The following is a 16343-nucleotide window of genomic DNA, read 5'->3' as shown; positions in this document are numbered from 1 at the left end:
CTGGGGAGACCAGCCTAAAGATCGGGTCTGCAGCCGGGGTGGCTTCAGCGGACTGTTCTTGGGCGGCTCGGTCGCATGAAAAAAAAAGCCAGCAAACGCTAACTAGGCTAATGGGTAATCGGAATCGTCTCATATAAATAAAATCTGAGCTACCCCCAGAGGGGATAGCTCAGACAAGTTAATCAGGATTTTATTGGGTATACCCAGGATTCTGAACCAGTTCTGAATTTCGGTTCATTTCGTCGCGGTGGATAGGCAGATAGTACATTTTGTCCAGCCACTTGCGGTTTTCCTTACCCGGATCCATATCGATCACTTTGTAGACGTAATTGTAGATCGTAGGATCATAGCGGTACACGCTCAGCGACTTACCCGGCTTGAAGGTACCAGTGATGCTGATTCCGTTTGCCTGTCTGTTGAATGCCACCGGGGCAATCATCCATCGGCGCACGTCATGGTAGCGCTGCTCTTCGTAGGCCATCTCGATTCTTCGCTCATTTCTATACCGCTGCTTCAGTGCATCGCCAGTCTCGGTGATGGCAGGCAAGCCCACACGATATCTGATCTGGTTGAGCCAAGCTTTTGCCTCGGCTTCCTGACCCAACTCGATGGATGCTTCCACATAGTTCAGCACTGCCTCGGTGTATCTCAGGACAGGCCAAGGCACTTGCTGCCAGGTGTTCTGATCCACGATGGCCGGGTTGGCATCGATAAACTTGCGGAAATAGTATCCGGTGTAGGAACCGTTCCAGTCTTCGATCGGGCTGTTTCGGGTATCCAATCCGAAGTGGGTACCGGTACCACCGGTGATCTCATAGGTTCCGGTCTGGATCTGGCCCAGTGGATCTCTTGGCTGGTTGGCGCTGGATCTCGGCTTCCACTGCGCTCCGTCATAGAGGACGGAAGCGTAGAATCGGGCTTCTCTATTGACATAAGGAGCCGAGGAATGCGCCGGATTGCTCCAAGAAAACTTGGTACCGTCCATCATCTCATAGTCATCGATCAGAGACTGTACCGGAGTGTTTCCAGCCCAGTTGTTGTATCCGTTTGGACCGTTGAAGAGGCCTTGGCGACCACCGTTTTCCTGCTTCAGGTTGATGAAATATCTGCCCAAAAGAATCTCAGCTTCTCCGCCGTTTCGGGCCATGGAGTTGTTGATGTAGTTTTGGACACCTGTGGCATGATCAACGGGAGCGGTCAGCCCCATTTGGTTTCCGGTGTGGGCGTCCAGTACCGCTTTGGCAGCAGCCTGGGCCTTCTGCCATCTTTCGGTTCTGTTGCCTGATGGGTAGGCCAAAAGATCCAAGTTGCCATAGGCAGCCAGATCAGCAGATTTGGCTTTTGCAGTAGGACCGTCGTGGAGGTCACTAGCCGCGTAGAGCAGCACTCTGGACTTTAGGGCCAGGGCAGACGTCTTTGTCGCACGTCCACGGATCGCAGACTGACCTGTGAGCAGGGTAGCCGCTTCATCCAGATCCTTCACGATGAAGTTCACGCACTCCTCGAAGGTATTTCTCGGAGCCAAGAAGGTCTCCGCATCCAAGGTGTAGGCATAGTCGATGATCGGGAAACCGCCATAGTACCGCAGTACTTGGTGGTAGTAATAGGCTCTCATAAACTTAGCCTCGCCGATCAGGCGATCAGTGCTGGCACCGGTGTGGGGAAACTTCTCGTCGGTCAGCTTCTCAATGGCGATGTTGGTCGCACGGATGCGGGAATACATGGAACTCCAAGCGAGTGTGCCATTGACCCAGCCGATGTCGGCCGGGTTAGAGCGGGCCTCGGTGATGGTGGTAATCCCTCTACCCGGGTGGGTAAACATGGACTCATCGGTCAGGGAAGCGAGCATCTGCTCGTCAAATCCCCCGTTTCCGAGTCCTTGGTAGATTCCTACTACAAATGCCTCTGCCAAGGCGATGTCTGTCCAGACACTGCTTTCATCCACCTCGCCCAGAGGCTTGGTGTTCAGAAAGTCGTCGTTACATGCGGTAAACGTGAAGCATGCAGCGAACAGAATAGCAAAATATTTATTGATTCTTTTCATGTTTCACAAGTTTTAGAAAGTGACGTTAAGTCCTGTGCTGATGATTCTAGCCTGAGGATAGTACTGGCCGGTAGAGTTGTCGGATTCCGGATCATACACCTTCAGCTTATCCCAAGTGAAGAGGTTGATCCCGTTGAAATACAGTCTCAGGTTTCTCACGCCCACCTTTTCGGTCAGGTGCGCAGGGAAGTTGTAACCCAGTTCGAAGTTTTTCAAGCGGATATAGTCGGACTTTCTAAACCAGTACGTGTTGCCGTTGGAGTAGTACTGGTCGCTTCTGTTGGCAATTCTTGGGTGTACGCTGCTCGGATTGTCGATGGTCCATCGGTTCTCGTAGATATCCAGGAGATAGTTACCGATGTTTCCGGATTCGCCCGCACTTACATACTGTCTTGCACCGGCAGCTCCTTGGAACAACACCGCCAAGTCAAAGTTTTTCCAAGCCATATTGAGGTTGATACCACCTTGGAACAACGGAATGTTGTTGTTGTCCATTCTCACTCGGTCTTCCGGAGTGATCTTGCCGTCACCGTTGTAGTCTTGGTACTTCATGTCACCAGGACGCAGGTTGTTGGTGATCGCGGAGTAGTCCAGCGTCTCGGAGTCGATATCTTCCTGGGTCGCAAATACGCCGTCGTATTGGTACACCAAGAACGTGTTCATCGGTCTGCCGGTGGACATCTGCCACTCGGGTGCTCCTGGCGCCTCATCCCAGAAAAGGATGGAGTTTTTGGCATAGCCCCCGTTGACGGAAGCGGAGAAAGTCACATCCCCGATGTTACCTCGGTAGCCTACATTCAAGTCGAAGCCTTTGTTTTCCACTTCCCCGATGTTTTCGGCTGGAAGGATCAAACCTGTAGTCTGCGGCACTGATGCGTTTTTCTGCCAAAGGATGTTTGTCCGCTTGTTGTAGAACAGGTCAAACTCGAAGAAAACCTTGCCCTGAAGGAACTGTCCTTCGAAACCCAAGTTGGAATTGTTGGCCACCTCCCAAGTAATGCGGGTGTTTGGCACACGGGTTTCGTACAGGGTTTTCACCTCTTGGCCATTGATGATGTAAGAGCTGAATCCGTAGGTGGAAAGGAACTGGTATTCCTGTAGGACACCGCCGAAATAGATCTGGTCGTTACCCAGCTGGCCCCAAGAACCTCTCACTTTGAAGAAATCAAAGGTTTTGCCCAGGGAGTTTTGCCAGAAATTTTCGTCAGACACGACCCATCCCAGCATGATGCCCGGGAAGAAGCCCCATCGGGTATCCTCAGGGAAGATGTACGAACCGTCATATCTCCAGAGGAACTCGGCCAGATACTTTTCCTTGTAGTTGTAGGAAGCACGGCCGAAATAGTTCAGACGGGCACGCTCGTAAGCTCCACCCCCGTTGTTTTTCTCCAAGTCACCCCCGGCAAACATCTGGTCAATGGCGGTAGAGAGAAAGTATCTTCTAAACGCATTGAAGTTGTTGCCTTGCTCGGTCTCCTTGTTGAAGCCCGCCAGGATGTTGATGGTGTGGTCTTCGCCGATCACTTTGTCATAGGATGCCACTGCACCCACCAGGATGTTCAGCTTGTTGGCATTTGCCTCTGAAAGACGTGGATCCGCAGGACCTCGACGAGAAGGAACGAGTTTAGGTGTCACACCGTCATCCTCGAAGCCAGTACCCATTTGGTACAAAGTCCAGGGGGTTTCCCATCTTTTGTTGAACTGCATGGTCTTATCCACTGCGGCAGTACCGGTCACTTTCAGGCCTTCTACACCTGGGATTTTGATCTCCAAGGTACCGTTGGTCTGGAAGTAGTCGCGGGTATCGCGGTCGTAGCCAGTAGCGTTGGTCGTGATCACGACAGGGTTTTCCCCGTTTTCGATGTCAGGTCCCGGAAGTCCGTTTGGCCAGTAGGCTGGCTGGTTTGGCTTTCCACGCATCTGCATACGGAAGATGGCCCCTGCACCGCGGGTAGGGTAGAATCTGCGCTCCTCACGGCCGAGGATACCCACGCCTACCTTGATGTACTTGTTGATGTTGGCATCCAAGTTCAGACGGATGTCATACTGCTTAAATCCGGTTGCGGAGTTTTTGTAGTATGCATCCTGATCCTGGAAGCCGATGGAAGTCATGTACTTGACGTTTTCGGTACCGCCCTGTAGCTGGGCATTGATTCGGGTCTGTGGAGACCAGTTTTTCAGCGTGGCATCGTACCAGTCGGTATTCGGATAGTTCCAAGGATCCGATCCGTTGCGGTACAGCTCCAGCTCGTCGGGGGAGTAGGGCGCAGTACGGACTTGTCCATTGGGACGGGTGTATTCGCCGGTAGATTTGTAGGCTTGGTTGGCAGCATCCCACTCGCTGACCGGAAGTGCATAGATATCCAGGTCATTGAGCATGGTCGCATACTGCTGTGCGTTGGCCAAATCAGGGATGACCGTAGGCTGGGCCCAGCCTTGATTGACTTGGAAAGTCAGCTCGGGCACGCCGCTTTTACCACGCTTGGTGGTCACCAGGATTACCCCGTTTGCAGCACGGGAACCGTAGATAGCCGCAGAGGCATCTTTCAGTACGGAGATGCTCTCGATGTCGTTGGGGTTGAGTCGATCGATACCACCCGAACGGGCAGGGATACCGTCGATTACGATGAGTGCATCGTTGTTACCCAAGGTATTGGATCCACGGATACGGATAGAAGATCCGTCATAGCCAGGCTCGCCGCTTCTGTTGACCGCTACCACACCTGGCATACGGCCAGCGATGGAGTTGGACAGGTTGACGGAGGGAGACTTGGCCAGCTCACCACCTTTGACGGTGGCTACGGAACCAGTGATGGTTTCCTTTTTCTGCTCGCCATAACCCACCACGATCACTTCCTCGAGAGACTTGGTATCAGGGGCGAGTCTGACGTCGAGCACGCTCTGTGCGCCGACGACCACCTCTTGGGTAGTAAAGCCGATAAAGGAGAATACCAGTACGGACTGGTCGGATTCTACACCGATTCGGAATTTACCATCCACGTCGGTGACCGTACCTGAAGTGGAGCCCTTGAGGAGAATGGAAACTCCCGGAAGTGGCAAATTATCCTCGCCGGATATAACAACTCCAGACACCTCCCGGGTCTGGGCCTGTGCAGTGCCCAAAAATAGAAGGCACATCATGAATGACAGGCAAAATAGCCTGGCATGAGTAGAGATTTTCATAGGCAGTTTTTGGGTTAATGAAAATTAAACCACAATGTCCCCCATTTTTTGCCTTATTCTCTAACTGTTTGTCGCCAAAAACCGACTGTTTTATGCTGTTTGTACAAACGGGCTTCGTATTCCCTGTCAATAATTGAGGAAGTTCAAAAAAAAACCATCCTCTCTAGGTCAAATCCTACATTGGGCAAAAGCCATTTGAAGCCAAATTCCCTTCGTTAGGTACCAGCAAAAACCGGAATTTTCACATTCCAGCCCGATTTGTCCGATCTAAAGCCTTTTTACGACTTCTTTTTTAGGAATCCTCAGCGACCACATTCCCCTCAGGTCTCCGACCTTGTGGTTTTTGGCCTTATCCTCCGGGTAGAGCTCGGCCAGTTTCTCGAGGGTAGGCGCATCGATTTCGGTGCCCGGCTCCCCATGGCAGCTGAGGCAGAAATTACCGGGGATGACGATGGGTTTGGTGTACAGAAATACCGTCCCGTTTTCCAGCTTTTGGATATTGGGATCACTCTTGCCGCCGGTCTCCGCATTGTATTCGTAGGCCTCCAGTAGGGGAGCCTCGTCGTCGTCAGGTCGATCCAGGGGATTGCGGCTGCGATTGGACACCCGGCGGATGCCTACCTGGTGCGCTTCCCCCACCGCCGCGAGCAAGGGCAAAGCCTGAACATTGCAAAACTCCAAGGCTCCGACCGTCCCCCCTTCGGCTATGGCCTGCTGGAGACTAGCCAGTAGCTGGCTTTGCGCCTCGGCCGTCAGCGAGTCCCCCCAGACCATGGCTTCTTCGAGGATTTCCGCTTCGGTCAGCCGCTTGATCTCCATGGATTCGTTCACCTGGTCAAGAGTCTCCTTGGATACTCTCTCCCGAGGGCCACAGGCCAGCAGGGTCAAGAGCGCGATAGAAAGGGTCGTATTTTTCATGGCAAAGTCATTAAACCATAAATTTACCAGCCTGATTAAGATTTCGGGTAAAAGCATTTGTTTATCTTAACGCTGTATCTAGTTTTATCGGGATCCCTGCTTGATATCACAAGCCAAAGATTCACCTGACTTTGTTTTCATCGAGCATGAGAAGACTCCTACCCATTTTCCTCTTCCTTACCCTGGTTGCATTGGAGGCAAGCAGCCAGACCATGACCCGAATGCAGGGCTGGGGGCTCGACCTTCATTCTTCACACTGGAGCAGCGCCCAGCAGGGAGTGGCAGTGGGAGAAAAGCTGATCATCCGAACCGAGGACGGTGGCACCACCTGGGAAGAGGTGCTTCAGCGCTTTGACCTGCGGTTTTACGATGTGCTTTTTCTGGATTCCAGCAGAGGTCTCGCCGTGGGCGAGGGCGGGGCGATTTTCCTCAGTACGGATGCGGGTAAGACTTGGCAGCAAAAGGAAGCCGGAACCGTCAATGATCTTTTTGCCTTAGCGCAAATCCCCGGCGGCCCGATAGTCGCCGCGGGAGAAAAGGGGGAGCTCATCCAGTCCCTGGATGGAGGAGAAACATGGAAGAAACTAGTCAGCGGTACGGCGCTAGACCTCTATGACGTGTATTTTGTGGGTGAAAGCACGGGCTTCATCGTCGCCTCGGACGGGAAAATCCTAAAATCCCAAGACAAGGGAAATACTTGGACGCTTGGCAGCGCTCCATCCAGCGCCGACCTCTATGGGGTCGCCTTCTCCAGTGAACTGATAGGCTACGCGGTAGGAGAAAACGGCACCTTTCTGAAAACCATCGATGGAGGAGCCTCCTGGAACGCGCTCAGCCCCGGTACCAGCAGCACACTCCGGGAGGTGGCCATCAGCCCCTTGGATGCGCGGATCGTGGTTGCCGTCGGCGACATGGCCACGGTCGTGCGGACAGCCAACTCGGGAACTACCTTTGCCAAGCCCAGCCTCGGAACGGGGAATGTCAGAAACCTTCATTCCATTGCCTTCAAGCCCACCAGTAACCTGGCCACCACTGTCGGTCAGGACGGCTACCTGATCAACTCCTCCAACTCCGGCGCCAGCTGGAGCCAAAAATTCGCGGGCATCAGGAATGATTTTACCGCAGCAGACTTCAAAGACCAAAACACGGGATTCATTGCTGGGCAAGACGGTGCATTCTTTGTCACCACCAATGGCGCCACCTCCCTTGTAAGCCGCCCCCTGCCGGAGCCTGTCACCATCAAAAGCCTTGCTTTTTGGAATACGGCTTTCGGGTATTCCGGATCTGACCAAGGCAAGATCTACCGCAGCTCCAATTCGGGAAGCAGCTGGGTTCCCGTCTTCACCGCCGCAGACCGCACCATCACGGGCTTCTATCTCTTTGCCCCCTCCGTCATTTACCTTAGCGGATCGCAAGGATACATTTCCAGGTCATTCGATTCGGGAGTGACCTGGGATCAGACCGTCTCATCCAATACTTTGGAAAACCTCAATGGGCTGATCTTTTTCGACTTTGGCTACGGGGTGGCGATTGGAGAAAAAGGGCAGATCAGCAGGACTTTCGGAGGGTCTATTTGGGAGACGGTGCCCAAGGTCACCGAGCAAAACCTGAACGCCCTGGCAAAGATTGACACCACCCGCGCCGTGGTGGTCGGGGACGGAGGCATTATCCTCAAAACAGAAGACAAGGCCAGTACCTGGAAAATAATCGCATCCGGCACGACCAAAAACCTCAAATCCATAGACTTCTTTGGGATGGAATACGGTTTTATCTCCGGTGAGGAGGGACTGGCCCTCGTCACCTCTGACGGGGGAGAGACTTGGAGAGAATTTGCCACCGGCACCCTCAGAGACCTCAACGCCGTCAGCGCCGGGACAGACCTTCGGGCCTACTTTGCCGGTGATGATGGCACCGTCCTTTCCTTTAGCTGCGTCCCTCCTACGGGTAACGTAGGCGAAATCTCCGGAGGCTTCCAGGCTTGCCTCGGCACTGCCAGCTACTCGATCTCGGCCGCGCCCCAGCTGGGGTCCGAAATCCTGTGGCGTGTGGACGGAGGAGAGATCCTCTCCGGGCAGGGTACTCCGCAAATCGAAGTAAGGTGGACCGAGACAGGCCGAAATGCAGTTCTGGTCAGCAGAACCAACTTCTGCGGAAGCGGGGAGACCTCCGCGCTCGAAGTATCGGTAGCCGCCAGCCCTCCCAGCACCCAGGCTATCGCCGGTGAGGGTGCCGTGTGCAGCGGAGCGAGCTACTCCTACTCCCTCCCCAGCCAAAACGGAATAAGCTACACTTGGGCAGTGACCGGAGGGGAAATCAAAAGCGGACAAGGCTCCCATCAAGTCGAAGTCGTCTGGGCCCAGCAAGGGGAGCAGCGCATCAGCGTCATCCAGGAAAACTACTGCGGGCCATCTCCTTCCCTCCAAAAAACCATCAGCGTTGCCTCCACTCCCTCGTCTCCATCCAGTATCGCGGGGGCGACGATGACCAGTCTAGTGGCGGAGATCTATAGCATAGACCCCATTCCTGGTCTCAACTATCGATGGAGTGTCAGCGGAGGCGGGGGAAAGATCCTTTCCGGGCAGGGCAGCGCCAGCGTGACGGTGGTGTGGGAAAAAGAAGGCGACTTTGAGCTGGCCGTCGAAGCACAAAATGCCTGCGGATACAGCACCAAAAGGATTCTATCCGTCAATGTGAACCTGATCACCGCGCTGGAGCCAACAGCCGATACAGACCTTAAACTCTACCCCAACCCCAGCCAAGGAACCGTCACCCTTACCTCCGACAGCCTCGACTCCTGGTCTAGCCTGACCGTCACCAATTCTCTCGGCCAGCCCCTTCTTGAGCTCAGGATATCGTCGGGACAGCGGGAAGTGTATTTGGAGAGCTTGCCCAAAGGACTTCTCCTCCTGCAGCTCAAAGGGAAAGACGGGCTAGTCACCAAAAAGCTGCTCGTGCGATGAGTGCGGAAAAAGCAGAAACCATCTGCCCCCCAAAACCCGGCAGTCAGCAAACCGACAAAAGGGTTCATACAAAAAAGACGAAGATTACTCCTCGTCTCTGATCATCACATATTGGAAAACATCCCCGATGATGCCCCGCTTGATGTAGGCCTTTTTCAGGATAGCCTCGGGTATGAAGCCGGCCTTTTCCAGCACATTCATGGATTCCCCATTGAAGTCATACACTTGGGCAAAGAGCCTTTGGATGTCGAATTTCTCGAAAATGTATTTGGTGTACAGCTTCACCGCCTCGGTGGCTACACCTTTTCCCCAGAAAGGCTCCCCTACCCAAAACCCCAATTCCATGTTGGTGCGGAGCTCGTCTTTTCCCCGGTCACAGCCTATGGAGCCCGCCAGCTTCCCCTCAAATTCGATGGCGAAGTTTTGCGGTGGGTTGAATTTTTGGTTGTGCTCGATCCAGTGGCGGGCATCGTGTATGGTATAGGGCTGGGGATAGCTATCCCGCAGGTTCATTGCGATCTTTGGGTTGTTGGCAAGGGGATAGAGTTGGTGAAAATGGGACTCACTCCATGTGACCAGATTGATTTCTCTTTCTCCTGCTATGATCATAAAAATGCGTGGGTTATTACTCCTCCTGGGCTTTTTGTTTGTTCAATATACCTTCTTAATTCAATCTTGCAAAGCCTGTTCCACTTACTCAATGCCTCCTGCTTGCATTTTTTCGAGGTTTTCGGCCAGACGCAGCGCGGATATGAATTCCTCTATATATCCGTTCATCACATCGGGGAGATTGTAGACGGTTTTGTTGATCCGATGGTCCGTCACCCGGGACTGGGGGTAGTTGTAGGTACGGATCTTGTCCGATCGGTCTCCGCTGCCTACCATGGATTTACGCTGAGCGCCAACGGCTTCGTTGTGCTTGGCCAGCTCGATCTCGTAGAGTCGGGAGCGCAGTACCTTCAGGGCTTTCTCGAAGTTTTTGATCTGGGACTTTTCATCCTGACAGGTCACCACCAAGCCGGTGGGATTGTGGGTAAGGCGCACCGCCGAGTAGGTGGTGTTGACCGACTGCCCGCCCGGACCGGAGGAGCAGTAGGTGTCTTTCCGGATGTCGTTCATGTCCAAATGCACCTCAACTTCGTCCATTTCGGGTAATACCGCCACAGAAGCAGCGGAGGTGTGGACACGGCCTTGGGACTCTGTCGCAGGTACGCGCTGGACGCGATGGACTCCGGACTCGTATTTGAGCATGCCGTAGACATCCGCTCCCGAGACGGTCGCGATGATTTCCTTGTAGCCACCTGCCGACCCAAAAGTCAAATCCAGCACGGTGAGCTTCCAATTTTGCATTTCGCAAAAGCGCTCATACATCCGGAATAGGTCGCCTGCAAAAATCGAGGCCTCATCGCCACCAGCTCCTCCACGGATTTCCAAGATACAGTCTTTGGAGTCGTTCGGGTCTTTGGGGATGAGTAGCTGCTTCAGTTCCTCCTCGAGGATTTCCTTTCGCTCTCGCAAATCGTCGAGCTCGAGCTTGGCCATCTCCCTGAACTCGGGATCTTTCTCCTTGTCCAGGATTTCTTTGGAACTGTCAATATTCTGTAGGACAAGGCTATATTCGTCGTAGGCAGAGACGATTTTCTCCAAGTCCTTGTACTCTTTGGTGAGCTTGGCGTACTTGCTCATGTCGGACATGGAGTCCGGCAAGATGATGAGTTGCCCTACTTCTTCGAATCGATCTTTGAGTGCCTGTAGTTTATCCAGCATGGTTTTTCCTTCGCTGCGCAAAAGTAGGGAATTTATCGGCAGGCAATGCGGAATCGCAGACTATAAAACCGGAAGCCGGTAGCGTTTTGATGGCGAATGCCGTTTCTATAGACATGAAGAAAACAGCTTTTTATCTTTTCGCACTCTTGGCATTTTCCCTACTCGGCTGTGAGGAAGAAGTGCCAAGGGCAGACTGCTTCGATCCGGAAAGGGTCAGAAACGGCGCCTGCACGTTGGACTACAGGCCTGTTTGCGGATGCGATGGCAAAACCTACGGCAATGCCTGCGCAGCCGACCTGGCCGGACTCAAATCCTGGACCGCCGGGGCTTGCAACTAAAAAGAGGCGGTCATATCTGACCGCCTCTTTTTGCTTATTCCACAGTGACCGATTTTGCGAGATTTCGGGGCTGATCCACATTACATCCCCTCATCACGGCGATATGGTACGACAGCAGCTGTAGCGGTACTACCGCCACCAGCGGCACAAAGGCCTCATGTAGTGCCGGAATCTCAATCACGTGATCCGCCATGGCCTTCACTTGGGTGTCGCCCTCCGTCACCACGGCAATGACTTTTCCTTTTCTGGCTTTCACCTCCTGGATATTGCTCACGACCTTCTCGTAGGAGCTGTCCTGCGTCGCGATGAAGACTACGGGCATCTCTTCGTCGATCAGGGCGATAGGCCCATGCTTCATCTCTGCGGCCGGATAGCCCTCGGCATGGATGTAGGAGATCTCCTTCAGCTTCAGTGCCCCCTCCAGCGCCACTGGGAAATTGTAGCCCCTGCCGAGATAGAGGGCGTTTCTTACGTCCTTGTATTCGGAGGAAATGTACTTGACAAGCTCGTTGGTTTCGAGTGCCTTTTCTACCTTGGCGGGCACCGCCGCCAGCTCATGCAGCAGCTGCACGTACTTGCTCTCCGGCAACGTACCCCTTTGGTAGCCCAGCTTCAGCGCCATCATCGCCAATACGGAGATCTGGGCGGTAAAGGCCTTGGTGGACGCTACGCCGATTTCCGGGCCGGCGTGGGTGTAGGATCCCGCATGCGTTGCCCTGGGGATGGATGAACCTACCACGTTGCAGACGCCGAAGATGGTCGCCCCCTTGGACTTTGCAAGCTCGATGGCCGCAAGGGTATCAGCCGTCTCACCTGACTGGGAGATCGCTATGACAAAGTCCTTCTCGTTGATGACCGGGTTGCGATACCGAAATTCGGAGGCATATTCTACCTCCACTGGGACTCTGGCAAATTCCTCAAACAGGTACTCCGCGACCAAACCGGCATGCCAAGACGTCCCGCAGGCGGTGATGATGATCCGCTCCGCATTTTGGAATTTGTTCATGTAGTCACGCAGACCGCCCAGCACCAAGCGTCCTGACTTGGCGTCGAGCCTTCCTCTGAGGCAGTCGGCGATGGACTTGGGCTGCTCGTAGATCTCTTTGAGCATGAAGTGCTCGTAGCCGCCTTTCTCTATGGCCTCGAGCTCCATTTCCAGCTGATTGATGTACGGGTGCGTCTCGACGTTTTCGATGGTCTTCACCTGTAGCTTGCCGTCGCGGATCACGGCTATTTCGTAGTCGTCGAGGTACACGACCTTGTTGGTGTACTCGATGATGGGGGTGGCGTCCGAGGCGAGGAAATATTCGTCCTCACCTACTCCTATTACCAGTGGAGAGCCTTTTCTCGCTGCGATGAGGGTATCAGGCTCCTCTTTGTTGATCAGCACGATGGCGTATGCACCCACGACTTTGTGCAAAGCCAAACGAAGTGCCTCCTCTAGGGTGCACTTGTTGTTGACGAAAATATCCTCGATAAACTTGACAAAGACCTCCGTGTCGGTATCGCTCTGGAACTTGTAGCCCTTCTGGAGCAGGTCTTTTTTCAGCACCTCGTAGTTTTCGATGATCCCGTTGTGGATCATTGCAAATTTCTCCGAAGACGAATAATGCGGGTGGGCGTTTACGTCATTGGGCTCGCCATGGGTAGCCCAGCGCGTATGGCCAATACCGATCCTGGACTCGATGGTTCCATTGGAACTGAGGTGTTTCTCCAGCTCAGAGACTTTCCCTTTCTTCTTATAGATACTCAGGCCCTGACTGTCCAAGACAGCCACTCCAGCCGAGTCGTAGCCCCGGTACTCTAGCCTCCGAAGCCCTTTGAGAATGATGGGAAGCGCCTCCTGCTGCCCCACGTATGCGACAATTCCACACATAATTAAAAATTATTAAAGTTGGTTTGAACTTCTACAAAGAAACACCTTTCCCTTAAAAAAAAACAATCCACTTCCCTAAAAACGGGAAGTGGATCGCTGAGACTTTCAGAAAACCGACAGGGCTACCTGGTCTTCGAATAGATGATTTGGATCTTTATTTTGTTTTTGTCCACCTTATATTGGCGGAGGGAGCGCTTGAAATCATCACCCGTTTGTGGCGTTGAAGCATACAGCAGCCAATTTTGGCGCAGGATGTCCCCTCTATAGATCGCGTTGATATGTGAGGTAATCCCTGCCAAGTAGAGCTCATCATCTGAGTCGTATGAAAGGATTGCCGAGGAAGAGTACGTATTGTTGGGCACCTTGTCCCCGTTGGAATCCAAAATGACCTGCGGCTGATTATCCCCCTGCACATACAGCGGGACGTTGTTGATGGTGCTCTTGATGGGCTCGTTTTCGTTGTCCACAAAGATCATGACCATTCCAGTGATGGGGTTGTTGTCTTCATCCTGGCTTTCGATCTCACCCATGGAGAAACTTACCTGGTTGAAAGTCACTCCGGAAAGGGTATCCAGAAACGCATCCAAGGGGCTGGTATCGATGCGCATAGCCATCGCCACGGTGGACTTCATCCCCACCTGCGGCCCCACATCGTAGGATTTGCCATATTCGGTGACGGATTCGGTCGGCGTACCGCTGCGATCGGCCTCGATTCCGTTGAAGTTTCTTGATGAAGAGGTGTTGATCTCATAGAGAAGCGGGATCGTATCTCCGGTATTGTGGTAGTACACTGCGATTCCCGTGTTTGCACCCAAGGCCACGCCGATGGTGGTATTGTCCCCCTCTCGGGCCCGCAAGGCTACTCCCTGTATGTATTTTCGGAAATTGATCAGATTGGAAAACTCGCTTCCTTCCTGAATCTTGCCGAAAAGCTCCTGTTGGAAAGCCTCGTTTACCGTAAGCTGCATGACCGTGTCCTTGACGTCGCCAAAAGTGATGTCGATGGAAGCAAAGGGATCAGCCTGATAGGAAAGCTTGTCAAAGTTGTAGTACAGGGTATCCAGGATAGGCTCGGTCAACTGGTGAACCGAGTACCTCTTGGGAGAATCCAAATTCGAGCCGTTTACGCTGACCACATCCACGTTGAAAAACATGGAATCCAACACCGCGGCGCCATCTGGTCTGGTATCGGTAGCATCGATGAAGAGACGGGAATAGCCCGTCGCCTGCGTTTTGCCAAAGAAAGCATCCGCCTCGTTGCCCACCACCAACACACCGGAATTGACGGTATTGAAGGAATCGAGCAACACCACTTGGGCATCGAGGGTCAACTCCTGGTAAAACACCCCGATCTGGTTGTTGCCGGGGGCCAATTCGATCCCGACGGTAGCGGGGTCACTGCAAGAACTAAGGAAAAGGATTGAAAGGGCGGCCAATCCGGCCAATTTAGCCCGCGAGGCTGTTGTATATTCCAAAAAGCTCGTCATGAGCTTGCTGTTCTTCTTGAATACTGATTTCAAACTTTTTGTCTTTTGAGAAATCCTCGATGAGTTGGTTTAATTCTGGGGAGACTGCCGAGCCTTTTACCACGAGGTCGGCGTATTCCATACCCATCTTGATAAAACCGGTGAAGTCTTTGGTCTTCAAAGGTGCTAAAATAGTGTCATCGATATCCACCATCTTAACCTTGTTTAACAAATCGTCGCCAAAGGTATGCGAAAATCCATTGTTATAGATCGCAAATACGGTTTTCGTGTCTTTAAAAAGCGGCTCGTTTTTGTAGGTAGTCTTGAGGTACATTGGGATGAGTGAGGTCATCCAGTCGTTGCAATGTACGATATCCGGAGCCCAGCCGAGCTTCTTCACGGTCTCGATCACGCCTTTGCAAAAGAAAATCGCGCGCTCGTCATTGTCTTCGTAAAACTTCTGCTGCTTGTCATGGAAGACGTGCTTTCGCTGGAAATAGTCCTCGTTGTCAATGAAATAAACCTGCAGCTTGGCGTTGGGGATAGAGGCCACCTTGATGATCAGGGGCTTCTCCTCGTCCCCTACCGCGATATTGATCCCGGAAAGACGGACTACCTCGTGGAGTCTGTTTTTCCGCTCATTGATCAGCCCAAATCTCGGCACCAAAATACGGATCTCCATGCCACGCTCTTGCATAGCTTGAGGCAGGGATCTTAGGAAATTGGCTACTTCGGATGTTTGTAGAAAAGGGTTGATTTCACTTGCAACGTAGAGGATACGCAGTTTGGACATGCTATAGGGATTTTAATGAACGTGATAAACAACGGGCACAAAGATAAATAAAAAAAGCCTAAAAGCATTGTAATTCTGGATATTAATCTACTTTTGCCCCAATTTAGCCGAAATACTACCCTGGCGTGAAGCTAATTCGTACCCTAGCCGAGTGGAACCCCCTCTGGCTCAATCACCTTCAAAACAAGCAGCAAATCGGTCTGGTCCCCACCATGGGAGCCCTTCATGAGGGCCACCTGGATTTGGTCAGAGCGTCCAAGCGACAAGCCGACCTCACGGTCGTCTCCATCTTTGTCAACCCCACGCAGTTCAACAACCCTGAGGACTTCGCCAAGTATCCCAGCACGCTGGATGCCGATTTGGAAAAATTGGATCGGGAGGGAGTGGACTACGTGTTTGTCCCGGAGGTGTCCGAGATGTATCCCCGGCCGACGGAGCTCAAATTTGACTTTGGCGACTTGGAGCGGGTCTTGGAAGGCAAATTTCGCCCCGGCCATTTCAATGGTGTCGGCGTCGTAGTCTCCAAGCTGTTCCACATCATCAAGCCGCAGGTCGCCTTTTTTGGACAGAAAGACCTACAGCAAGTAGCCATCGTACGCCGCCTGGTCTCCGACCTGAGCATTGACTTGAAGCTGGAAATCGTCCCAACCCGTAGGGAACCAAATGGCCTCGCAATGTCTTCTAGAAACGCCCGGCTCAATCCGGAGGAAAAAGAAAAGGCCCTGATCCTCTATCGAAGCTTGATCCACGCAAAATCCAGACTGGAACAGGGAGATTCATGGAACGATATCCAACAGGCCGTCGCACAGGTATTCCGTGAGGAACCAAGCGCCGAGCTGGAGTACTTCGAGCTGGTAGATCCGGAGACATTCCAAGTGTATTCGGAGTTTGACAAAACCCAAAAGACCTCAATCTGCGTTGCCTCCTACCTAGGAGACATCAGGCTGATTGACAACTTGGTGATTGTTTTCTAACTTAGTACCAATCACCATTTTTAT

Annotated in this window: 11 protein-coding genes; 3 read left to right on the top strand and 8 right to left on the bottom strand. The window is 52.8% G+C overall.

Features of this window, described 5'->3' with window-relative positions:
• Positions 1–190: 190 nt before the first annotated feature.
• The 3 genes from J0A68_RS03805 to J0A68_RS03795 all read right to left on the bottom strand — a co-directional run bounded on the left by J0A68_RS03805 (position 191) and on the right by J0A68_RS03795 (position 6145).
• A complete protein-coding gene (locus J0A68_RS03805; RefSeq protein ID WP_206576853.1) occupies positions 191–2044 on the bottom strand; it encodes a RagB/SusD family nutrient uptake outer membrane protein in 1854 nt (617 codons plus the stop codon).
• A 12-nt stretch (positions 2045–2056) separates the two neighbouring features.
• Positions 2057–5227, bottom strand: a complete 3171-nt coding sequence (locus J0A68_RS03800; protein WP_206576852.1) for a SusC/RagA family TonB-linked outer membrane protein — start codon at positions 5225–5227, stop codon at positions 2057–2059.
• A 267-nt stretch (positions 5228–5494) separates the two neighbouring features.
• Positions 5495–6145 (bottom strand): Tll0287-like domain-containing protein, encoded by a 651-nt coding sequence (locus J0A68_RS03795; RefSeq protein ID WP_206576851.1) that lies wholly within the window; start codon positions 6143–6145, stop codon positions 5495–5497.
• Positions 6146–6291: 146 nt separating this feature from the next.
• Between J0A68_RS03795 and J0A68_RS03790 the strand changes: the two genes are divergently transcribed.
• A complete protein-coding gene (locus tag J0A68_RS03790; protein ID WP_206576850.1) occupies positions 6292–9105 on the top strand; it encodes a YCF48-related protein in 2814 nt (937 codons plus the stop codon).
• Between the two features lie 84 nt (positions 9106–9189).
• Here the strand turns inward: J0A68_RS03790 and J0A68_RS03785 are convergent, their stop codons facing one another.
• Both J0A68_RS03785 and prfA read right to left on the bottom strand, forming a co-directional pair.
• Positions 9190–9714: a GNAT family N-acetyltransferase gene (locus J0A68_RS03785; protein WP_206576849.1), complete on the bottom strand. Its 525-nt coding sequence runs from the start codon at positions 9712–9714 to the stop codon at positions 9190–9192.
• Positions 9715–9798: 84 nt separating this feature from the next.
• On the bottom strand, positions 9799–10872 hold the full coding sequence (gene prfA, locus J0A68_RS03780) for a peptide chain release factor 1 (RefSeq protein WP_206576848.1): 1074 nt from the start codon (positions 10870–10872) through the stop codon (positions 9799–9801).
• 113 nt (positions 10873–10985) lie between these two features.
• Here prfA and J0A68_RS03775 point away from each other — a divergent pair, with 113 nt between their 5' ends.
• Positions 10986–11210, top strand: a complete 225-nt coding sequence (locus J0A68_RS03775) for a Kazal-type serine protease inhibitor domain-containing protein (protein WP_206576847.1) — start codon at positions 10986–10988, stop codon at positions 11208–11210.
• A 34-nt stretch (positions 11211–11244) separates the two neighbouring features.
• On the opposite strand, the gene glmS is transcribed toward J0A68_RS03775, so the two are convergent.
• The 3 genes from glmS to J0A68_RS03760 form a co-directional block, all read right to left on the bottom strand.
• A complete protein-coding gene (gene glmS, locus J0A68_RS03770) occupies positions 11245–13086 on the bottom strand; it encodes a glutamine--fructose-6-phosphate transaminase (isomerizing) (protein ID WP_206576846.1) in 1842 nt (613 codons plus the stop codon).
• Positions 13087–13208: 122 nt separating this feature from the next.
• Positions 13209–14522, bottom strand: coding sequence for a DUF4270 family protein (locus tag J0A68_RS03765; RefSeq protein WP_206576845.1), 1314 nt, complete (start codon positions 14520–14522; stop codon positions 13209–13211).
• 10 nt (positions 14523–14532) lie between these two features.
• A complete protein-coding gene (locus J0A68_RS03760) occupies positions 14533–15345 on the bottom strand; it encodes a glycogen/starch synthase (RefSeq protein WP_206570115.1) in 813 nt (270 codons plus the stop codon).
• Between the two features lie 125 nt (positions 15346–15470).
• Here J0A68_RS03760 and panC point away from each other — a divergent pair, with 125 nt between their 5' ends.
• Complete coding sequence (gene panC, locus J0A68_RS03755) at positions 15471–16319, top strand: pantoate--beta-alanine ligase (protein ID WP_206576844.1); 849 nt, start codon at positions 15471–15473, stop codon at positions 16317–16319.
• Positions 16320–16343 lie beyond the last annotated feature (24 nt).

The sequence above is a fragment of the Algoriphagus oliviformis genome (assembly GCF_017254915.1).
Lineage (GTDB): Bacteria > Bacteroidota > Bacteroidia > Cytophagales > Cyclobacteriaceae > Algoriphagus > Algoriphagus oliviformis.
The sequence above is the reverse complement of the archived record's forward strand: the minus strand, read 5'-3'. Positions and strand labels throughout refer to the sequence as shown.

Coding starts and splice junctions, on each gene's coding strand:
- J0A68_RS03800 (WP_206576852.1), bottom strand. CDS start 5,227: ATGAAAATCTCTACTCATGCCAGGCTATTTTGCCTGTCATTCATGATG.
- J0A68_RS03790 (WP_206576850.1), top strand. CDS start 6,292: ATGAGAAGACTCCTACCCATTTTCCTCTTCCTTACCCTGGTTGCATTG.
- J0A68_RS03775 (WP_206576847.1), top strand. CDS start 10,986: ATGAAGAAAACAGCTTTTTATCTTTTCGCACTCTTGGCATTTTCCCTA.
- prfA (WP_206576848.1), bottom strand. CDS start 10,872: ATGCTGGATAAACTACAGGCACTCAAAGATCGATTCGAAGAAGTAGGG.
- J0A68_RS03795 (WP_206576851.1), bottom strand. CDS start 6,145: ATGAAAAATACGACCCTTTCTATCGCGCTCTTGACCCTGCTGGCCTGT.
- J0A68_RS03785 (WP_206576849.1), bottom strand. CDS start 9,714: ATGATCATAGCAGGAGAAAGAGAAATCAATCTGGTCACATGGAGTGAG.
- J0A68_RS03805 (WP_206576853.1), bottom strand. CDS start 2,044: ATGAAAAGAATCAATAAATATTTTGCTATTCTGTTCGCTGCATGCTTC.
- J0A68_RS03760 (WP_206570115.1), bottom strand. CDS start 15,345: ATGTCCAAACTGCGTATCCTCTACGTTGCAAGTGAAATCAACCCTTTT.
- glmS (WP_206576846.1), bottom strand. CDS start 13,086: ATGTGTGGAATTGTCGCATACGTGGGGCAGCAGGAGGCGCTTCCCATC.